Origin of the sequence: Streptomyces argenteolus (assembly GCF_042902585.1) — a bacterium.
Lineage (GTDB): Bacteria > Actinomycetota > Actinomycetes > Streptomycetales > Streptomycetaceae > Streptomyces > Streptomyces argenteolus.
Genome location: NZ_JBIBEG010000002.1, coordinates 95,112 through 113,426, shown reverse-complemented (window position 1 = coordinate 113,426; position 18,315 = coordinate 95,112). Strand labels below are relative to the sequence as shown.

The following is an 18,315-nucleotide window of genomic DNA, read 5'->3' as shown; positions in this document are numbered from 1 at the left end:
GCAGTCTTTGCAACTTTAGAGTCGCGGCATGCCATCGAACGAGCCCGAAAGCCGGCCGGCCCCGTATGCCGACGACCCACGGATACACCACGTCGACACCCGGACCCTGCGCGGCCTCGCCCACCCCCTGCGCATCCGGTTGCTGAGCGCCCTCAGGGAGTTCGGCCCCGCCACCGCCTCCGGACTCGCCGAACGGCTCGGCGAGTCCAGCGGGGCCACCAGCTACCACCTGCGCCAGCTCGCCACGTACGGCTTCGTCGAGGACGACCCGGAGCGCGGCAAGGGGCGTGAGCGGTGGTGGAAGGCCGTCCACATGGGCAACACCTTCAACACCAGCACCTTCCTTGACCACCCGGACGCCGAGGTGCGCGGAGCGGTCGGCGTCGTGCTCCACGAGGTGGCGACCACGCACGCCCAGGAGCTGAACACCTGGCTCGGCACGATGCACGAATGGCCCGAGGAGTGGCGCCGGGCCTTCGACCTCAGCGACTTCAAGCTGCGCCTGACGCCCGAACTCTCCATGGAACTGGCGGAGCGGATGCAGGAGCTGGTGAACAGCTACCGGGACCGCGTCCCTGAGGGCACCGAGGGCTCGGCTGTCGTCCGTACCCACCTGCACATGTTCCCGCGCCCCACCGACTGAGGGGATCACCGTCATGCACAGCGACACCCACCTCCTGCTGCACACCTACCGAGCCGCCGAACTCCGGCGCGAGGCAGCCGGGTTCCGTCCGGTCCGGCGCCCACTGCGCCAGCGGATGGGCTGGACGATGGTCGAGCTGGGCCTCCGGCTGGCCCAGGCACCGCCGCGCAGGGCCGCGCGGGCGGCCTGACGGTGGACGGGGGGAACGGGATACGGCACCGCACGCCGCTGGCCGCCGTCCTTGCGGCCAACTCCATATCCACAGCGGGGACTTCGCTGACCCTCATCGGCGTCCCGTGGTTCGTCCTGGAGACCACGGGGAGCGCCGGGCGGGCCGGAGTCGTCGCCTTCTGCGCGACCCTGCCGATCGTCGTCGCGGCCCTGGTGGGCGGGCCCGTCATCGACCGCCTGGGACGGCGACGTGTCGCGGTCGCCTCCGACGCGGTCTGCGGCGCCGCCGTCGCGGCCGTTCCGCTGCTGCACCACCTGGGCGCGCTCGAATTCTGGATGCTGTGCGCCCTCATGGCCCTGAACGGGTTCGCTCACACCCCGGGCAACACGGCGCGGTACGTCCTGGTGCCCGACCTCGCCGAGCACGCCGGCACCACGCTCACCCGGGCGGCGAGTCTCTTCGACGCGGTGTCGCGCGGCGCCCGCATGGTCGGTGCCGCGCTGGCGGGCGTCCTCATCGCGGTCGCCGGAGCCGAGACGGCGCTCCTGCTGGACGCCGCCACCTTCGCGCTGTCCGCCCTGCTCGTCGCCGCGGGCGTCCGGGGCGTCAGGGCCGCGGAGCCGCGCGAGGCCGCCTCCCCCGTCTCGCTGCGGGCGTACCGCGCCGAGCTGAAGGAGGGCTACAGCTACCTGCTCGGCAACAGGCTGCTGCTCGCCGTCGTCGTCATGGTGATGTTCATGAACGGCACCGACCAGGGCTGGAACGCCGTCCTGCTCCCCGTGCACGCCGAGGGCGAGCTGGGCGGCGCGACCGATCTGGGCCTGCTCACCGCGCTGTTCGGGGCAGGTGGCCTGACCGGCGCGCTGCTCTACGGAGCGGTGGGACACCGCTTCTCGCGGCGGAGCGTGTTCGCCGTGTGCGTGGTGCTGTGCGGCGCGCCGAGATTCGTGGTCGCCGCGCTGACCGGGACGACTCTGCCGCTCGCCGTCACGATGACGCTGGCCGGTGTCGCCGGCGGCATGCTCAACCCGATCCTGACCACGGTGACGTACGAACGCGTCCCCGAGGAACTGCGCAGCAGGGTCTCCGGCGCGCTCACGGCCGGCTGCGAGCTGGCCATGCCGGTGGGGGGCCTCGCGGCCGGCCTGCTGGTCGAGGGCATGGGGGCGAGCGGGGCGCTGCTGGCGATGGGCGGGGTGTATTTCCTGGCCACGCTCAGCCCGCTGGTCTTCCCCGCGTGGCGCAGCATGGAGGGTCCGAAGCCGCAGGTCAGCAGCTCGGGACCGGACCTCCCTGATCCAGGGCGCGCAGCGAGGACACCGCACTCTTCAGCGTCGTGACGGGGATCAGCCGCAGCCCTTGCGGCCGCTCGGCCTTCGCCTGCTTGCACTCGGCCTTCGGCACCAGGAAGACGGTCGCGCCGTCGCGCCTGGCCGCCTGCGTCTTGAGGGAGACCCCGCCGACCGCGCCGACGGTGCCGTCCGCCTCGATCGTGCCCGTGCCCGCCACGGTGCGTCCGCCGGTCAGGTCGCCGCCGGAGCCGTCGCCGTCCAGCTTGTCGATGATGCCGAGCGAGAAGAACAGGCCCGCACTGGGGCCGCCGACATCGGCGAGGTGGAGGGTGATGTCCACCGAACCGGGCTTCCTGTCCAGGTAGGTGAGGGCCGCGTCCACGGCGACGTTCTGCGACTCCTTCATGTCCTGGAGATTGTGCTGCTCGATCTCCTTCTCGGAGTCACCGGTCGGATAGACGGAGTCGCGCGGCATGACCGCCCGGTCCGTCCGGAACCAGCTGTCGACCACGTCCGCGATCCCGACGTCCGCCGAGGGTGCGGTCGCGACGATCGTCGTCATGCGCAGTTCGCCGTCGGTGGTACGGGTCGGGGCGCCCTTGATCGTGATGACCGGCTTGCCCTTGTCGTCCCCCAGGACGTCGGCGGTGCTGCCGGGCTGCGCCACGGTGAACGGCAGCGGCGCGAAGACGGCCGTGCCGAACAGTGCCAGGACCGGCAGGGCACAGAGGGCGAGGGTGCGGGGGCGAGAGAGACGAAGGGCCACCCGACCAATCTAGCCGCCGGGCACCCCGCTCCCCGACCTGCCCCGGCGCTGCCAGGGCGGTCTTGCTGCCGGGCGGCCGGGGCCTCCTGTCCGGGTGGGCCCGGGGCCCTCTGCCCGGGCAGCCCCTAGCGCAGGGCGTCCGCGACCTCGCGGGCCGCGTCGAGCACGCGCGGGCCCACACGTTCCGGTACGGCGTCGGCGAGCATGACCACGCCCACGCTCCCCTCCACCCCGGACACTCCGAGCAGCGGGGCCGCGGCTCCGCAGGCACCGGCTTCGAGCTCACCCTGGGTGAGCGTGTAGCCGGGGTGGTCGGCCGTCTTCTGGCGGGCGGTGAGGATCGCCCGGCCGGCGGCACCCCGGTCCAGGGAGTGCCGGAAGCCGGCCCGGTAGGCCACGTGGTAGTCGGTCCAGGTCGGCTCGACGACGGCGACCGCGAGTGCGTCCGACCCGTCGACGAGTGTGAGGTGCGCGGTGGCCCCTATGTCCTCGGCCAGGGAGCGCAGGGCGGGCAGCGCCGCTTCCCTGACGAGCGGGTGCACCTGCCGGCCCAGGCGCAGGACGCCCAGGCCCACCCGGGCCCGGCCGCCCAGGTCACGCCGGACGAGGGCGTGCTGTTCCAGGGTGGCGAGCAGTCGGTAGACCACGGTGCGGTTGACGCCGAGTTTGTTCGACAACTCGGTGACGGTCAGGCCGTGATCGGTATCGGCGAGCAGCTTGAGGACCCGCAGGCCCCTGTCGAGCGTCTGAGAAGTCTCCGCGGTCACGACGCCCTCTCCCTCTTGGTGAGCGGGGCGGTTTCTCTTCCTGATGCCGACGCCGGTCCCACGGCGACGCACCGAGAGGCCGCCGACTGGCCATGGCACCGGCTGCGCTCCGAGGCCACATTGCCACGGGGCGTTCATGTTTCGGGGACATTAGCGAGCGGGTCCGCTCAGCGGAAGACCTCGTCCAGAATCCGGTCTCCCTCCACGACGCGATGACATAACCGCCGGTCAGCGAGGAAGCGTCCGGAACGCGAACATCTACGCGCGTTCAAGTCGGGTGACTCCGTGGCGACGCTCTGTACATCAGATGTGAACGCTTGTTAACGGACCGTGAAAACATGGCACAAAAATTTCCCGCATCCGGTCACTCACCGGCGCCCGTCCCTCCGTGCACGCCCCTGCCCCACACCGTCGTGCGCGGGCGGGCAGCAGAGGACAGAGGTGGGCGGTGCGGGGCGCGCCCACGACGGCCGGAAACGCGAACGGGTCCGGTACGGGCGCATCCCCGTACCGGACCCGTCATGCGCGGGTGCCGGTGTGCCTACCGCATCCGGGTGGCCCACTCCTGGACCTTCTTGATCCGGTCCTGGATCTGCCCGGCCGTCGCCTCCGCGCTCGGCGGACCACCGCACACCCGTCGCAACTCGTTGTGGATCACGCCGTGCGGCTTGCCGCTCTGGTGGGTGTACGCCGACACCATCGTGTTCAGCTGCTTGCGCAGTTCCAGCAGCTTCTTGTGGGTGACCACCGGCCGCTGGTCCGCCGCCTTCTCCAGCAGGTCGGCCTCGGCCGCGGGCTTCTGCCTGCTGTGCGCGATCTGCCGGGTCTGCCGCTTCTGGAGCAGCAGCTGCACCTGGTCGGGTTCGAGGAGCCCCGGAATCCCGAGGTAGTCCTGCTCCTCCTCGCTCCCGGGGTGCGCCTGCATGCCGAACTCGGCACCGTCGTACAGCACCCGGTCGAAGACCGCGTCGGACTCCAGCGCCTCGAAGGGCAGCTGCTCCTCGGTCTCCTCGTCCTCCAGCTTCTCCGCGTCCGCGAGGAGCTGGTCCTCCTCGGCGAACGGATTCTCCTCGTCGCTGCCCTTCTTCGGCTTGTCGAGCACGTGGTCGCGCTCGACCTCCATCTCGTTCGCGAAGTCGAGCAGCATCGGGATGGTCGGCAGGAAGACCGAAGCGGTCTCGCCGCGCCTGCGCGACCGCACGAAACGGCCGACGGCCTGGGCGAAGAAGAGGGGCGTCGAGATGGTCGTCGCGTACACGCCGACCGCGAGGCGCGGCACGTCGACGCCCTCCGACACCATGCGGACGGCGACCATCCAGCGCGATTCGTCCTGGCTGAACTTGTCGATGTTCTTGGACGCGGCCTTCTCGTCGGAGAGGACCACGGTCGGCTTCTCGCCGGTCACCGACTTGAGGATCTTGGCGTACGCGCGGGCCGACTCCTGGTCCGTCGCGATCACCAGCCCGCCGGCGTCCGGGATGCCCTTGCGCACCTCGGTCAGCCGCTTGTCGGCGGCGGCCAGCACGTTCGGGATCCAGTCACCGGTGGGCGCGAGCGCGGTGCGCCAGGCCTGGCCGATGGCGTCCTTCGTCATCGGCTCGCCGAGCCGCGCGGCGATCTCGTCCCCGGCCTTGGTGCGCCAGCGCATGTTTCCGCTGTAGCTGAGGAAGATCACGGGGCGGACGACGCCGTCGGCGAGCGCGTTGCCGTAACCGTAGGTGTAGTCCGCCGAGGAGCGGCGGATGCCGTCGTTGCCCTCCTCGTACGCGACGAAGGGGATCGGGTTGGTGTCGGAGCGGAACGGCGTACCGGTGAGCGCGAGCCGGCGGGTCGCCGGGTCGAACGCCTCCTGGCACGCCTCGCCCCAGGACTTGGAGTCACCGGCGTGGTGGATCTCGTCGAGGATCACCAGCGTCTTGCGCTGCTCGCACCGGTTGCGGTGCAGCATGGGGCGGACGCCGACACCCGCGTACGTGATCGCGACCCCGTGGTACTCCTTGCTCACGGGGCCCGCGCTGTAGTCGGGGTCGAGCTTGATCCCTATGCGGGCCGCCGCCTCCGCCCACTGCTTCTTCAGGTGTTCGGTGGGCGCGACCACGGTGACCTGCTGCACCACGTGATGGTGCAGCAGCCATGACGCGAGGGTCAGCGCGAAGGTGGTCTTCCCGGCGCCGGGGGTGGCGACCGCGAGGAAGTCCCGCGGCTGGTCCTGGATGTACTTCTCCATGGCACCCTGCTGCCAGGCACGCAGCTTCCCGGCGGTCCCCCAGGGGGCACGGCCGGGAAAGGCGGGTGAGAGGTGGTGGGAGGCGGTAGTAGTCACGGTCTCCGGTTCGGGGCACTCGGGTACGTGGGGCGCTGGCCGTACGGACCGGTTCCGGCTCCGTACGCGATACGACAACCGGGCCACCCTACCGGCGGGGGGAGCGGAACCCTCCCTGGACAGCCCCGGCCCGGAGCAGAATGCGACAGCTCTCACACCTCGGCGACGACCAGCTCCCGCAGCCCTTGGGCGATGGCTTCCACCTCGTCCGTCTCGCCGGTCGCCACCGCGATGACCAGGCGTTCCGCCGCGTCGATGTCGGGGCGCTGGTCCACTCCGTTCATCGCCAGGAACGAGACGCAGGACAGCCACGCCGTCCGCTCGTTGCCGTCGAAAAGTGGACGGTTGACCGCGAGGGACTGGAGGAGCGCAGCGGCCTTGTCGATCACGTCCGGGTACGCCTCCTCCCTGAATCATGGCCGCGGAAGGGCGGTGCGCCGCGGACCGGCACCACCGCATGGGGCCAGATTGGTACCGTCCCGGCACTACCGGCGCTGCGTACGGGCCGCCACCCATACCCCCACCAGCGCCACGGCCGCCATCGGCAGGAACACCGCGGCGAAAGCCCCTGGGTGCGCCCCCGCGGCACCACTGCCGACGCCCCCGTGGGCCGCCGCTCCCACCGCCCCGCCGCCCAGCGCGGCGAAGGCGGCGCCGCCGCCGGTGAGCAGCAGCACGTTCGCCAGGCCGTCCGAGATCTGCAGCGCGGCGGAGTTGCCGCCCGCCTCCTCCGGCGCCGACAGCTTCAGCAGCAGCACGCTCGTCGAGGCGATCACCATGCCCATGCCGAAGCAGCCGACGCCCCAGACCGCCGCCAGGGTCCACACCGGGACCGCCTCCAGCAGCACGGCGGGCGCCGCCGCGATGGACAGGGCCACCAGCACCATGCCGGACACCATGAGGGACTCCCGGTGGCGCTCCAGCCGCGGCCGGGCCAGTACGTAGGAGCCGAGGGCCCACGTGAGGCCGCCGGCGGCGAGCGACAGCCCGGCCATCGTCGGGGAGAGCCCGCGCTGGGTCACGAGCATCAGCGGTACGAACGACTCGGCGGCGATGAACGACCCCGCCGCAACCCCTCGCAGCAGGATCACCGCGGGCAGCCCGCGTGCCGCCCGCACCGTCCCCGGGGGCAGCAGTCCGAGCACGGCCGGTACGAGGAGCGCCGCGCCGGCGAGGGCCGGCAGCAGCGAGAGCCAGCGCAGGTCCTGCCCGGCGTACTGGAGCAGTCCCGCGCCCAGCGAGATGCCCAGGGCGAGCCGGATGCGCCGCCGGTCGAACGGCTGCGCCCCGGCGGCCTCGTCGGTCGGCCCGCCCGCCATGCGCCGGATCGCGGGCAGCGCGAGGCCGAGCGGCAGAAGGATGAGGACCGGGATGCCGACGAAGACCCAGCGCCATCCGAGGTGCTCGGTCACGGTCCCCGACGCGAGCGGCCCGACGACGGACGGCACGATCCAGGCCGCCGAGAAGGCCGCCATGATGCTCGGCCTGATCCGCTCCGGATAGGCGCGCCCGATGACCACGTACAGCGCGACGATCACGAGCCCGCCGCCGACACCCTGGACGGCTCGCCCCAGGATGAAGATCCACATGCCGGCCGCCGTGCCGGAGAGCAGCAGCCCGGCCCCGAACGCCCCGATCCCGGTGGCGAGCGGCGCGAGCGGCCCGCGCCGGTCGGCCCACTGCCCGGAGAGCACCATGGCGAAGAGGCTGGTGGTGAAGTAGGCGGAGAAGGCGAAGGCGTAGAGCGGGATGCCGTGCAGCTCCCGCGCGGCCACCGGCATCGCCGTACCGACGGCGGTCGCCTCGAAGGCGATCAGCAGCACGACGGAGACGATGCCGGTGCTCAGCGCCCGGTATGTGCGCCCCAGCACGCCTTCCACGGGCGCGGGTGCGGTGGTCTCCACGAGGGCGGCGGCGACCTCGGCGTCACGGGGTTCCAGGGCGGTCATGAACCTCAGCGTAAGGGCCGCACCGGCAGGTGACCCCTGTCGGGGGGCGGTATCGGTCTCGGCCCTTGGTCGTACGACCAAGGGCCCGCCCCACCGCGAACATGAACGCGGCATGGCAGTCGCGTTGCAGCGCCCCCGCCACCCTTGAGCCCGGCCCCACCACGCCCGTACGGTCGAGAGCAGATCAACAAACGCACGGCCGTGTGCCCGAGTGGTTCAGGGGCTCGACTGCAACTCGAGTTACACCGGTTCGAATCCGGTCACGGCCTCCAGCGGAGGACCCGACAGGGAACGGCCGCCCCCGTGGTGCGGGGGCGGCCGTCTCGTCGTGTGCCGGCCAGCGGGACACGACGGGTTTGGCCCGTTTCCGCCTGAACGCCGGCCCGTGACCGGACGACTCCGCTCACGTGACAGGGCACCTGCGCCGGGCCCGCGAGATCGTCTTTCCACGGTGGGCGATCTCGGGTCGGACACCCTCCGCTGCAACTCGATCATGATTCGTCCTACGTGCTGGCCGCGACGGGGTGGGAGGGAGGGGAGGCTTCCCAAAAGCCCTACCCCCGGACGAACAACACCGCTCGAATCCCGGAGCCCGACCCCCGGCCCTCGGAACCCGAAGCCCAAGCGTCGGCCCGCAGGCGTCCCCCGATTCCCCGAACAGTGACGGGGCCGTACCCGGTGCTCGGACCCCGCGACTCGGGACCGAGTACCGGGCCACGATCCGGCCCCGCCGAGCAGCTACTTGGGCGTGAGATCGGGAGTCGCGGGCAGCCCCGCGTTGTTCTCGCAGCCCAGCTCTTTCGCCATGGCGAGGGAGAAGGAGTGGGCAACGGTCGCGTATGCGTCCTTCAGCGCATCCGGATTCTCTTCGGGTTCCGTGGGCATGCCACCGCGCGACACACTGATGTCGATATGGGCCGGCTCGGTGCCGGTCAGCTTTCCGCCTCGGCAGGCAAACCGGAGGAACGAGCCGTCCGTGGCGGTCAGAGCCCGCTCTCCCATGTTCAACACGGTGAACTTCGAGGCCGGGTCGTCCGTCGGGGAGCTGCCAGACAGTTCCCAGGTGACGCGGAGCTCGTCATCCGTTGTCCCGGCGGGGGTGTAGATGCGGCAGATGTCGCCGTCGCCGGTGGCGGAGCTCGCGAAGCCGTCTCTCAGCTCGTCCGCGGCGTAAGCCACCGTGGACGTTTTCCCCGACTCCTCGAACGTCGCCGACCCAGTGATGACCTCCAGCGCCTTGCCCGCCTCCGTGGACACGGCACCTCCGCAGAGCTTCTGCGGAGCGACGGAAGCGGCCTTCGCCGCATCGTCACCGCTCTCGCCGCCGCCGCTGCAGCCGACGGCACCACCGAGGAGCGCCACGGCGGCGGTCACCCCCAGCACACCTCTGCGCATGCCTCCGCCACGTACGAACATCAGACACCTTCCTGTGTGGTCGCTTTTGTCCCGCAACCCGTTGCGTATGCCGGGCCGGGCCGGCGCCGGAGCCTGAGAGGGCTTGCGCGTCCTCCCCGCCCCGCCTCCGTCAGTCGCCGGTCTCAGGGTCACTGCCCTGCTGGTTCTCACGGTCGTTTCCGGTCCCGTAGCCGACCCGCATCGCTTCTTTGAGGTCCTGTCCGAGATCGCTGTCGACGGCGATGCCGTGCTGGAGCATGAACTGCTCCATGGGGGCTTCGGCCATGCCCTCACCAGAGGAGTAGATCTTGGTCTTCTCCTCGCGGGTGAGCTCCTCCACCTTCTCCTTGTGCTCGTCCACGGAGTTGTCGGAGATGTCACCGATGACCTGTCCGATGACCTGCTCCACAGCGCCGCTCGCGGTGTCGGTCGCGAGTGGGATGAGCACGGCCGCCGCGCCGACGGCCGCCGTGGCGGGGAGAAAGGCGACACCTGCCGCGACACCCGCTGTGGCCCCGAACTCGATCCAGCCCGAGCGTTGCGCGACCGCCTTCTCATAGTCCTCGTGCGTCTTGAGGTTCGTCGCCTCCACCTGATCGGCGCGGGACTGGTCGAGCATGCCCTGCACCTCGGCGCCGACGTGGACGGTCGACCTGGCGACACCGCTGTCGATCTTGCCGTCCGCCCCCACATGGGCTTCCAGCATGCTCGTCGTGTACACCTGCTCTGCCTTGGAGATGGTGGCGTAGGCGTCGGGGTGCTGGCCCAGGACACTGAGGAATCCGCGGGCGGCGTCCCGGCCGTTCTCCTCCGGGAAGTCGGAGAAGTCGAGATGTCCCTCGGGATTCTTCGGGGCGAACACGCTGCCCGGGGCGTTCTCGGTGAGTGCCCAGTTGATGTCGTCGATGTAGCCGGCTCCCATGGTGCCAAGGCTGTCGGACAGCGCTTCCTGATTCTTGAGGAGCCCGGCGTCAGAGCCGTACTTGACCATGACGTCGCGCATCACGGTCGCGTTGTCCGCGTCGCGCACCACGCCTGCGTCCGGTTGGCCTGCCGGATAGCCGAGCGTGGCCGCTTCCAGCGCATGTCCGAGCGCATCCGGCATGTAACCGAGCGAGCCCTCCAGCTCCTTCTGGTCCAGCGAGTTGACGTCCCCGAATGACTCCCACTTCTCGTTGCCGAAGAAGTCGAGATAGTTCTGGACGGGCTCGCCGTCCTTGTCCTTGCCGAGATCGGCCGTCCCGCCGGCTTTGACCGTGCCGTCCTCGTTGTACGCGGTCGGCGGATCGGCGAAGAAGTGCTTGGCCGCGTCCGGGCTGTTGCCGAGCGCCTCCAGCATCGCGGTGGTCGGGTCGTATCCCGCGCCGTTGACGCCGGAGGGGTTGAACGGGTTCTTGAACGGGCTGTTCACCACCTTGTTCTCGGCGAACATGTACGGGTCCTTCTGGTGTAGCTGCGCCACGTGCTCGGCGATCGGGTTGAGGAACTTCGCGTCGTAGTTCCCGTACCGCATGATGCCGCCGAGCAGCTGATAGCCGAAGGGGCCGCCGTAGTCGTGCTTGGCCAGCGGAATGCGCTCGGTGCCGAGCTTGCGCAGCTCCGGGCCCCATTCGGCGGTGAACGCCTTGTCGTGGGACGCGGTGGCCAGATTGAGACCCAGGTTCTTCTGGAGATCCTGGACGTCCTTGAGGCGCTCCTTGTCGACCTTGCCGTAGTTGTACGTGTCCGTGGAGAGCTGCCCGAAGAACGCGAGCGACTTCTCCGGGCCGAGCTTCTCGTAGAAGTTTTTGGAGAACTCGACGGACTTGTTGTTGTCGTGCAGCAGTTCGTTGAGCGCCTGGAGCTCGGTGTGCGTGATGTCGCGGCCCTTGGCGGCCAGAGCGGCGGCCCGGGCGGCCTCCTCCTGGTCCATCTTCGTGTACTTCGGGGCGCTGAAGTCCTTGCCCTCGGTGACGTTGGCCTCAAGGGTGAGCTTGAAGGTCTCGTCCGTGTCGTTGCAGGTCTCGACGATGGCGTCGATCTTCTTCTGCCACGCCGCGATGTTCGCCTTCTGCTGGCGTGCGATCTCCGGGTAGTCGGGGTCGTGGTTGCGCTGCGAGGGCGGGATGTCCTCCACGGGGTGGCGCGCGGTGACCTTGCCCTTGGCGTCGATGTGCATACCGGCCGCCGGCCCCTCGTGGTCCCGGATGTTGACGAGGTCGTCCTTGGCCTTCTTGATGGCCGTGTGGGCTTCCTCGAGAATCGCGTGGACGCCCTTCGCCTCGGCCGCGGCGTCCTTGAACTCCTTGGCCGTCTTGGCGATGAACCCCTTGGTGACCCCGGCGTTCGCACCTTCCCACTCGGCCTTGTCCGCCTTGGCCTTCATCCCGTCGTTGGCGTCGTCGGCCAGCAGATCGAGCTTGGTGACCATCTCCGACCAGTCGTCGGCCGCCGTCTTCAGCTTGGCGACGGGAGCATCGACTATGTCTTCGAACTTCAGCATTCCGCTTTCCCCCGGGCCTTACTTCAGATAGTCGTTGAGCTTGGATACGGAGATGAGATCGCCACCGATCTGCACGTCGTCCTTGGAATGGGCGGACTTCGTGTAATTGAGGTGGTTGGAAATCTGCGCGCAGGCGTCGAGCAGCGTCTTCATGTGCGTCTGCCAACGGTCGTGGACCTTGAGCAGTGCGGAGCCGCTCGCGAAGTTGCCGTTGGTGAGTGCGATCGCCGCGTCGAAGGTCGTGGGACGGGCATGGTCACCGTCCTTGGACAACCGGGTACGCACCTCATAGGCGTCATGCCCGATGGCTCCCAGGTTGTCCTGGTTGACCGCCAGATCGGCGTTTGCAGGCCCGCCGCTACTGCCACCCTCGGCAGGGACGCTGTTGAGCCGCATATCGACCCGCTGCGTCGATTCCGCCCGAAGAGCCGCCCATTCAGCGTCGAACGTCACGAATTCCCCCATAGTCATTTCCGGTGCATCTGAGCCACCGCTACGGATTCAGCGACGCTCACGCTAGCCGTTCGGTTTCACGCGGCACACTCCGGGCGGGGAATGCACAGGAATGCCCGGACACCCAGCCCCGGCTCGGGACCGGGGCGGCCTCCAAACGCCTCGCTCAGGCGCCGGGGCCCTGCGCCGGAGGGCCGCCGTAGGGGCCACCGGAGCCGGGCGGCGGGCCGTAGGAGGGGTAGGAAGGCTGGGCGGCGGCCTGCCCCTGGGGCTGCTGGTGCGCGTACGGGGCGGCGGGGGCCGCGCTGCGGCGGCGTGAGCGGATGACCAGGGCGGCCACCACACCGACGAGGACTGCCGCGCCGATGCCCAGCCCGACCAGGAGACCGGTGTTTCCGCCCTCGTCCTCGGCCGGTGCCGCTGCTGCCGGCCCGTCGCTCGCCTCCGCGCCAGCGGCGGCCTTGGACGGTTCGGCGGAGGGGGTGGGCGAGGCCGCTGCGGCGAGGTCCGGAAGCGGGTACTCGTCTGCGGGGCCGGGGTCGCCGGGGGTCGTCAGGGCGATACGCGGCCGGGCGATGCCGTACCCGATGTCATCCGCTCGCTCCTCCCCGGTCGTCGGCCCCCCGGCCGTGTTCAGGAGGACCCGCAGGACCTGGTTGTTGGTCCAGTCGGGGTACTTGGACCAGATGAGGGCGGCGGAGGCGGAGGCGAGGGCTGACGCATCACTGGAACCGTGCCCCTCACACAGACCAGTCTCGCCGGCACACGCGTAAACCAAGTCCTCGCCCGGGGCGGAAAGATCCACCTGTGGCCCGTACTGCGATTCGCCCGTCTTCTGCAGGTCCTTACCGATTGCTCCGACGCCAACCACTCCCGGCGTTCCAGCTGGATACTCAACGAGGTTTGCCCCGTCCCCGGTGTTTCCAACAGCGGCGAAGATCAGAGCATCCTTGTCGAGCGCGTACCGAACGGCTTCGGTAAGACCTGCCGATTCGGTCGCATGTCCCAAGGAGATGTTGATTACCTTGGCTCCCGCATCAACCGCGTACCTGATAGCGGCAGGAATCTCCTCATTGAACTTTTCATCAGCCGCCGCTTGGTTCGCGGCCTTGGTCGAGTCGGACAGTCGCACCGGGAGAATCTTCACCCCCGGGGCCAGACCGAAGGCCCCGTCCCCACCGCCGCTCTTCCCAGTTCCCGCGATGAGACCAGCCATCGCAGTTCCGTGACCGTTGTAATCGGCGTGTTCATCGCCGGGCGACCCTGACGCCAGATTTTTGCCGTGCAGCACCTGACCTACGAGATCTTGGTTGGTCGCCTCGACGCCGGAGTCGATGACCGCGACCGTCACCCCGCGTCCGGTACTCGTTTCCCACATCTCTTCGGCCTTCATGGCATCGAGGTGCCACTGCTTCGACCGCACCGAATCCGCTACTGCCGAGACGGCCGGGGTGCCCACCAGCAGCAGCCCCAACAGCACGGAAAGCGCCACACCTCGGCGTCCATTAACCGCTGAGTTGCTGCCGTTACTGCTGGTATGCATGGGTTTCCTTAGCCGAGTTCCTGCGGGTTAGTCGACAACCGGGGGGACCACGCGCCGGTTGCTCTGCTGCCAGGTCTCCTCGTCCTCGACGAGGTAATCCGGCCGCTCCCCACCTTCGTCACGCCGTGAGTCCTGAGATTGGGGGTCCCGCCTCGTCGGTACTCCCCCTCGGCCTGCCCGCGCTCCCTCGGCCGGGACATTTGCCCTGACCAGACCTGCGCCACCAGGCGTGAACGGCCGCCCGGCCACCCTGCCACCCTGCGGGGCTCGACCGACAACTCCGCCTGGCTCACTCGCCAACCGACGACCACCGGTGATGCCGTTCGTTCCCCCGTGAGCCCCGCCCATGCCGGGTCCATGACTCATGGCTCCGCGCCCCATGGACCCGGCGCGGCCCTGAGTGTTCTCCGAACCGATCACCGTGCCCCTAGGAATGCTGCCAGTGGGGCGGCCGAGGTTTTGCGGCACGGGACGGCCTCCGGTAATTCCATTGGTCGCAGGAGGTCGAGCAGTAGGCCCCGAGCCAAGGGGTCCCGTTGTCCCTGGAAGTGACGGCCGACCCATTGGGCCAGGGCGGCCGCCGCTCGTCGCCTGTGGGCCGGTAGTTCCCGGCAGAGTCGGTGGGACCAGGCCGGTCGTCGGAAACGTGACCTGCTCCGCCTTTGAGCCGAGCACAGGGCCAGGGGGCGTGACGGATGGCGCCGGTGGGGTGTTCGGCTGCGTGGCAACCGCGTCAATCCCCATATGGACAGGCGCAGCCACTGGAACTGTGCCCGACGGGCCAGCAGTTACCAGACTCACTGGGTGAGCGACCGAGCCTCGTGGAGCCTCCGTTTGCGGGCCGGTCACAGAGCCGGCCTCGTCGCTGGACGCGCTGGACCTCGCCCCGGCAACTCCGCCGGCCTCCCTGCTGATACTGCCTTCCTGGCTGAGCCGATCCGATTCAGGCGGAACAATCGCCCCCGGCGGCGGCGGGAACACCGGCTTCTCCAGGCCGTCCATCTGCGAGGCCGAGAACGAGTACGACTGCGCCAGCCTCCGCATCTGGGCCGCAGCCTCCTGGCGGTTCGACTCCTTCGCGGCGAGCAGGGTCTCCAGGGACTTCTTCTCCACCGCCGAAGCGTCCGGGTCGTTCCGCGCGGCCTTCGCGGCGGCCAGGTTCGCCTCGGCGCTCGCGTCCGTGCGCGGGATGGCCACCTGCGCGGAGGCCAGCGCGTCCGAGGCCTGGGCGAGCCACTTGGACGCGCCCTCGCTGTAGTCGCCCAGGCGCAGCGTCGCGTTGGCGAGGTCCGCGCTCCAGGTGCGGAAGGCGTCGGCGCCCTCGCCCTTCCACTCGACCATCTGCGGGCGGACCTTGAGGTCCTCCGCGATCTTGCGGATCTCCGTGGCCGCGCTCACCAGACGGTCCGACGCACCCTGGATCGCCCCGCTGTTGGCCTTGTCCAGCCACGCCAGCATGGTCTCGTGCGACATGCTGTCGAAGGGTGTCCCCTGTCCCGCTTCCTTGTGATCCATCCCAGCCCCCGTCTATCCCCGCGCCGTGCCAGTGATCGTGCTCGTCATCAGATCGCCCCGGTGCTCGGCTCGGGCGCGGGCGTCGCCGGAGGCGTGTCGCCGCTCTGCCGGGCCGGCTGCGTCGGGTCGTACTCGCCGCCGTAGTGCTTCTTCGCCTCGTCCGAGATGGCGAGCATGCGCCGCCGGATGTCGATGTCCAGGTTCTCGTAGCCGTTGTGCGACGCGAGGACCGCGATGCTCATGCCCTCGATGGAGTCGGACAGCAGCTTGGAGAGCGACTCCAGCTCCGTGATCACGGACTGGTAGGACGTGAACAGGCTGGCCGCCTCGGCCCATTGGTTCTCGCCGCCGCCGAACTGGGTGCGGACCACCGGGTCCTCGCCGAGCTTCGCGGGGCCGGCCGGAGACGTCTTGAGGTCGTCCAGTATCTCGTCGATGCGGTTGCGGAACTTGGTGAACGACGTGAGCTCGGTGGCCAGTTCGACGGCAGCGCCCGCCGTGGCGACACCCAGGAACGGCACCGCCCCCAACGCCGCTCCGACCCCATCACTCGGCAGCACAGCACCCTCCCCGTATCCGGCTGGCCACTACTTCAGGGATCACTGTAGTCAGCACCGGTGACAGCCCGCATCCCCGGGTTGCAGGTGCAACGTGAATCACACGTCACGCCTTCGGTACGGCCACCGCTGCCTGCGGGCGGATCGGCAGGCGGTTGACCGGACGGCCCGTGGCGGCGCGGACCGCTGAGGCCACCGCCGCCGGGGAGGTCACCACCGGCACCGCCGATGCCGCCTTCGCGCCGAAGGGGGCGACGACGTCGCGCTCCTCGACGAGTTTGACGATGCGAATGTCCGGAGCGTCCAGGGACGTCGGAAGTGCGTACCCGGTGAGGTCCGGGTGGCGGATGACGCCACGGGCCGTGCGGAGGTTCTCCGTGAGGGCCGCGCCGATGCCCTGGGTGACGCCCGCCTCGATGCGCGTGGCGAGCTGCGAGGGATTCAGGACGCGGCCGACGTCCTGGGCGACGGCCATCTCGACCACCCGGATCGAGCCGAGCTCGATGTCCACGTCGACCACCGCGCGGACCGCGCAGAACGCGAGGCCGACGAACGCGTCGCCCTGGCCGGACTCGTCCAGGGGCTCGGTCGGGTGCGGGCGGCACTGGGCGGTCGCCCAGAGTTCCTTGCCGTCCATCGCCTCGGTGACCGTCGTGGACAGCACACCGTCGTACGAGGTGATCTTGCCGTCGGCGATCTGGAGGAGCTCCGTGGACATGCCGAACTTGTGGGCCAGCGGCTGGAGCAACTGGGTGCGGACCATCTTGGCCGCGCGTTCGACCGCGCCGCCCGAGACCCAGGTGTGACGGCCGTGCGTCGCCGGACCCGCGGGGGGCTGGTCGGTGTCCACCGCCGCCACGTGCACCTCTTCGACGCCCAGGGTCTCCTGGACGATCTGGCGGGCGAGCGTGGTGAAGCCCTGGCCGGTCTCGACGGCCGCGCAGATGACGGTGGCCACGCCGTCGTGGACCCGGACCGTCGCCGTGGAGACCTCGTCCGCGCCCTCCGCCCCGAGCATGTGGACCATGCCGAGCGCGTAGCCGACACCTCGGCGTACGGCGCCGGGCTCGCCGGCGCCCTCCAGGCCCCCCGGGAGCAGCCAGTCGTCCTCCGGGGCGTCCTTGGGGAGGGCCGGCAGGGGGAAGTCGCTGAGCTCGCGCAGGAGTTCGGAGACCGGGGCGGGGCAGGTCACGGTCTGGCTGGTGGGCAGGATGTCGCCGGTGGACAGGGCGTTGCGCAGGCGGAGTTCGACCGGGTCGATGCCCAGCTTCGCCGCCAGCTTGTCCATCTGGCCCTCGTAGGCCGCGCAGACCTGCATCGCGCCCTCTCCGCGCACATGGCCGGACGGCGGGTTGTTCGTACGGACCGCCCAGCCCTCGATGAAGGCGTGCGGGACGACATAGGGGCCGCAGGCGAAGGCGACGGCGGCGGCCAGCGACTCGGACGAGGAGTCGGCGTACGCGCCCGCGTCGAGGAGGATCTGGGCCTCGACCTTGACCAGCCGTCCCTCGGCGTCCGCGTGGTGGCGGTAGCGCAGCAGGGTCGGATGGCGGTGGGCGTGGCCGAGGAAGGACTCCTCGCGGGTGGCGGCCAGCTTGACCGGGCAGCCGGTGCGCAGGGCGAGGAGGCCGAGCGGGATCTGGAAACCGGGGTCCTCCCGGTCGCCGGTCGCCCCGGGGACCCCGGTCACGACGACCTTGACCCGCTCGGGGTCCAGGCCGAAGCAGGCGGCGGCCAGATCGCGGTCGGTGTGCGGGTCGGTGGACGCCGTGTAGAGCTCCACGCCTCCGTCGGGGCGCGGCACGGCGAGACCGGCCTCGGCGCCGATGGGGGCCGGGTCCTGACGGCCGATGCGGTACAGGCCCTCGACGATGACCTCGCCGACCGTGTCCGGGTCGCCGTAGCGCAGCGGGATGTGACGGATGAGGTTGCCGTCGGGGTGCAGGGGTTCGGCGGCGAAGGCCTTCTCGGGGTCGGTGACCGGTTCGAGGACCTCGTACTCGACGGTGATCGCCGCGGCGGCCAGCCGGGCCGTGTCGGGGTGGTCCGCGGCGACGGCGGCGATCGCCTCGCCGTGGTGGCGCACGAGATCGGACGCGAACACGGGGCGGTCGACGACCCGGCGGCCGTAAGAACCGTCACCGGGGATGTCCTCGTGCGTGACGACCGCGCGTACGCCCGGCATCCCGACCGCGCCCGAGGTGTCGATCGACAGGATGCGCGCGTGCGGGTGCGGCGAGCGCAGCAGCGCCGCCCACAGCAGTCCCTCGGCCCACAGGTCGGCCGCGTAGGGGAAGGTGCCCTCGGTCTTGGCGCGGGCGTCGGCGGGCGGCAACGACGCGCCCAGGCCGAGCGCGGGCACCTCCTGGGCCTGCTCGGTGCCCTCGGGCTGCGGTGTGGTGCGTGGGGTCGCGGTGGCTGCGTCGCTGGTCACGCCGCCTCCTTGTCGTTCGCTCCG

General features: G+C 70.2%; 13 protein-coding genes, 1 tRNA gene and 1 pseudogene. 4 read left to right on the top strand and 11 right to left on the bottom strand.

Features of this window, described 5'->3' with window-relative positions; all coding sequences use genetic code 11:
- Positions 1-28 precede the first annotated feature (28 nt).
- The 3 genes from ACFY8O_RS07095 to ACFY8O_RS07085 are packed head-to-tail and all read left to right on the top strand — an operon-like array spanning position 29 to position 2,155.
- Positions 29-643 carry an ArsR/SmtB family transcription factor gene (locus ACFY8O_RS07095; protein ID WP_145801234.1) on the top strand — a complete coding sequence of 205 codons (615 nt, stop codon included), beginning with the start codon at positions 29-31 and terminating at the stop codon, positions 641-643.
- 13 nt (positions 644-656) lie between these two features.
- Positions 657-833, top strand: coding sequence for a hypothetical protein (locus tag ACFY8O_RS07090; protein ID WP_387899768.1), 177 nt, complete (start codon positions 657-659; stop codon positions 831-833).
- A gap of 20 nt (positions 834-853) precedes the next feature.
- Entirely contained in the window at positions 854-2,155 is a 1,302-nt protein-coding gene (locus ACFY8O_RS07085; protein WP_387901021.1) for an MFS transporter, read from the top strand.
- Here the strand turns inward: ACFY8O_RS07085 and ACFY8O_RS07080 are convergent.
- The 5 genes and pseudogenes from ACFY8O_RS07080 to ACFY8O_RS07060 form a co-directional block, all read right to left on the bottom strand.
- Positions 2,085-2,873: a S16 family serine protease gene (locus tag ACFY8O_RS07080; protein ID WP_387899767.1), complete on the bottom strand. Its 789-nt coding sequence runs from the start codon at positions 2,871-2,873 to the stop codon at positions 2,085-2,087. The genes ACFY8O_RS07085 and ACFY8O_RS07080 overlap by 71 nt on opposite strands.
- 125 nt (positions 2,874-2,998) lie before the next feature.
- Complete coding sequence (locus ACFY8O_RS07075; protein WP_145801231.1) at positions 2,999-3,640, bottom strand: IclR family transcriptional regulator; 642 nt, start codon at positions 3,638-3,640, stop codon at positions 2,999-3,001.
- 541 nt (positions 3,641-4,181) lie between these two features.
- Positions 4,182-5,963 (bottom strand): DEAD/DEAH box helicase, encoded by a 1,782-nt coding sequence (locus tag ACFY8O_RS07070; protein ID WP_145801230.1) that lies wholly within the window; start codon positions 5,961-5,963, stop codon positions 4,182-4,184.
- A gap of 152 nt (positions 5,964-6,115) precedes the next feature.
- A pseudogene (locus tag ACFY8O_RS07065) lies at positions 6,116-6,407 on the bottom strand (type II toxin-antitoxin system death-on-curing family toxin); the annotation flags it as partial.
- A gap of 41 nt (positions 6,408-6,448) precedes the next feature.
- Positions 6,449-7,912: an MFS transporter gene (locus ACFY8O_RS07060; RefSeq protein WP_387899764.1), complete on the bottom strand. Its 1,464-nt coding sequence runs from the start codon at positions 7,910-7,912 to the stop codon at positions 6,449-6,451.
- Positions 7,913-8,109: 197 nt separating this feature from the next.
- Here ACFY8O_RS07060 and ACFY8O_RS07055 point away from each other — a divergent pair.
- A tRNA-Cys gene (locus tag ACFY8O_RS07055) sits at positions 8,110-8,184 on the top strand.
- Between the two features lie 466 nt (positions 8,185-8,650).
- Here ACFY8O_RS07055 and ACFY8O_RS07050 read toward each other — a convergent pair.
- From ACFY8O_RS07050 to ACFY8O_RS07025, 6 genes are all read right to left on the bottom strand, one after another.
- Positions 8,651-9,286 (bottom strand): hypothetical protein, encoded by a 636-nt coding sequence (locus ACFY8O_RS07050; protein ID WP_387899762.1) that lies wholly within the window; start codon positions 9,284-9,286, stop codon positions 8,651-8,653.
- A 151-nt stretch (positions 9,287-9,437) separates the two neighbouring features.
- On the bottom strand, positions 9,438-11,789 hold the full coding sequence (locus ACFY8O_RS07045; RefSeq protein ID WP_387899760.1) for a hypothetical protein: 2,352 nt from the start codon (positions 11,787-11,789) through the stop codon (positions 9,438-9,440).
- Positions 11,790-11,807: 18 nt separating this feature from the next.
- Positions 11,808-12,242, bottom strand: coding sequence for a hypothetical protein (locus ACFY8O_RS07040; protein WP_387899758.1), 435 nt, complete (start codon positions 12,240-12,242; stop codon positions 11,808-11,810).
- Between the two features lie 166 nt (positions 12,243-12,408).
- The gene (gene mycP / locus ACFY8O_RS07035; protein ID WP_387899756.1) at positions 12,409-13,785 is read right to left on the bottom strand and encodes a type VII secretion-associated serine protease mycosin; all 1,377 of its coding nucleotides are present in this window, start codon (positions 13,783-13,785) and stop codon (positions 12,409-12,411) included.
- A gap of 1,562 nt (positions 13,786-15,347) precedes the next feature.
- Positions 15,348-15,860, bottom strand: a complete 513-nt coding sequence (locus ACFY8O_RS07030; protein ID WP_387899754.1) for a hypothetical protein — start codon at positions 15,858-15,860, stop codon at positions 15,348-15,350.
- Positions 15,861-15,963: 103 nt separating this feature from the next.
- Positions 15,964-18,291 (bottom strand): xanthine dehydrogenase family protein molybdopterin-binding subunit, encoded by a 2,328-nt coding sequence (locus ACFY8O_RS07025; RefSeq protein ID WP_145801223.1) that lies wholly within the window; start codon positions 18,289-18,291, stop codon positions 15,964-15,966.
- Positions 18,292-18,315: the final 24 nt, after the last annotated feature.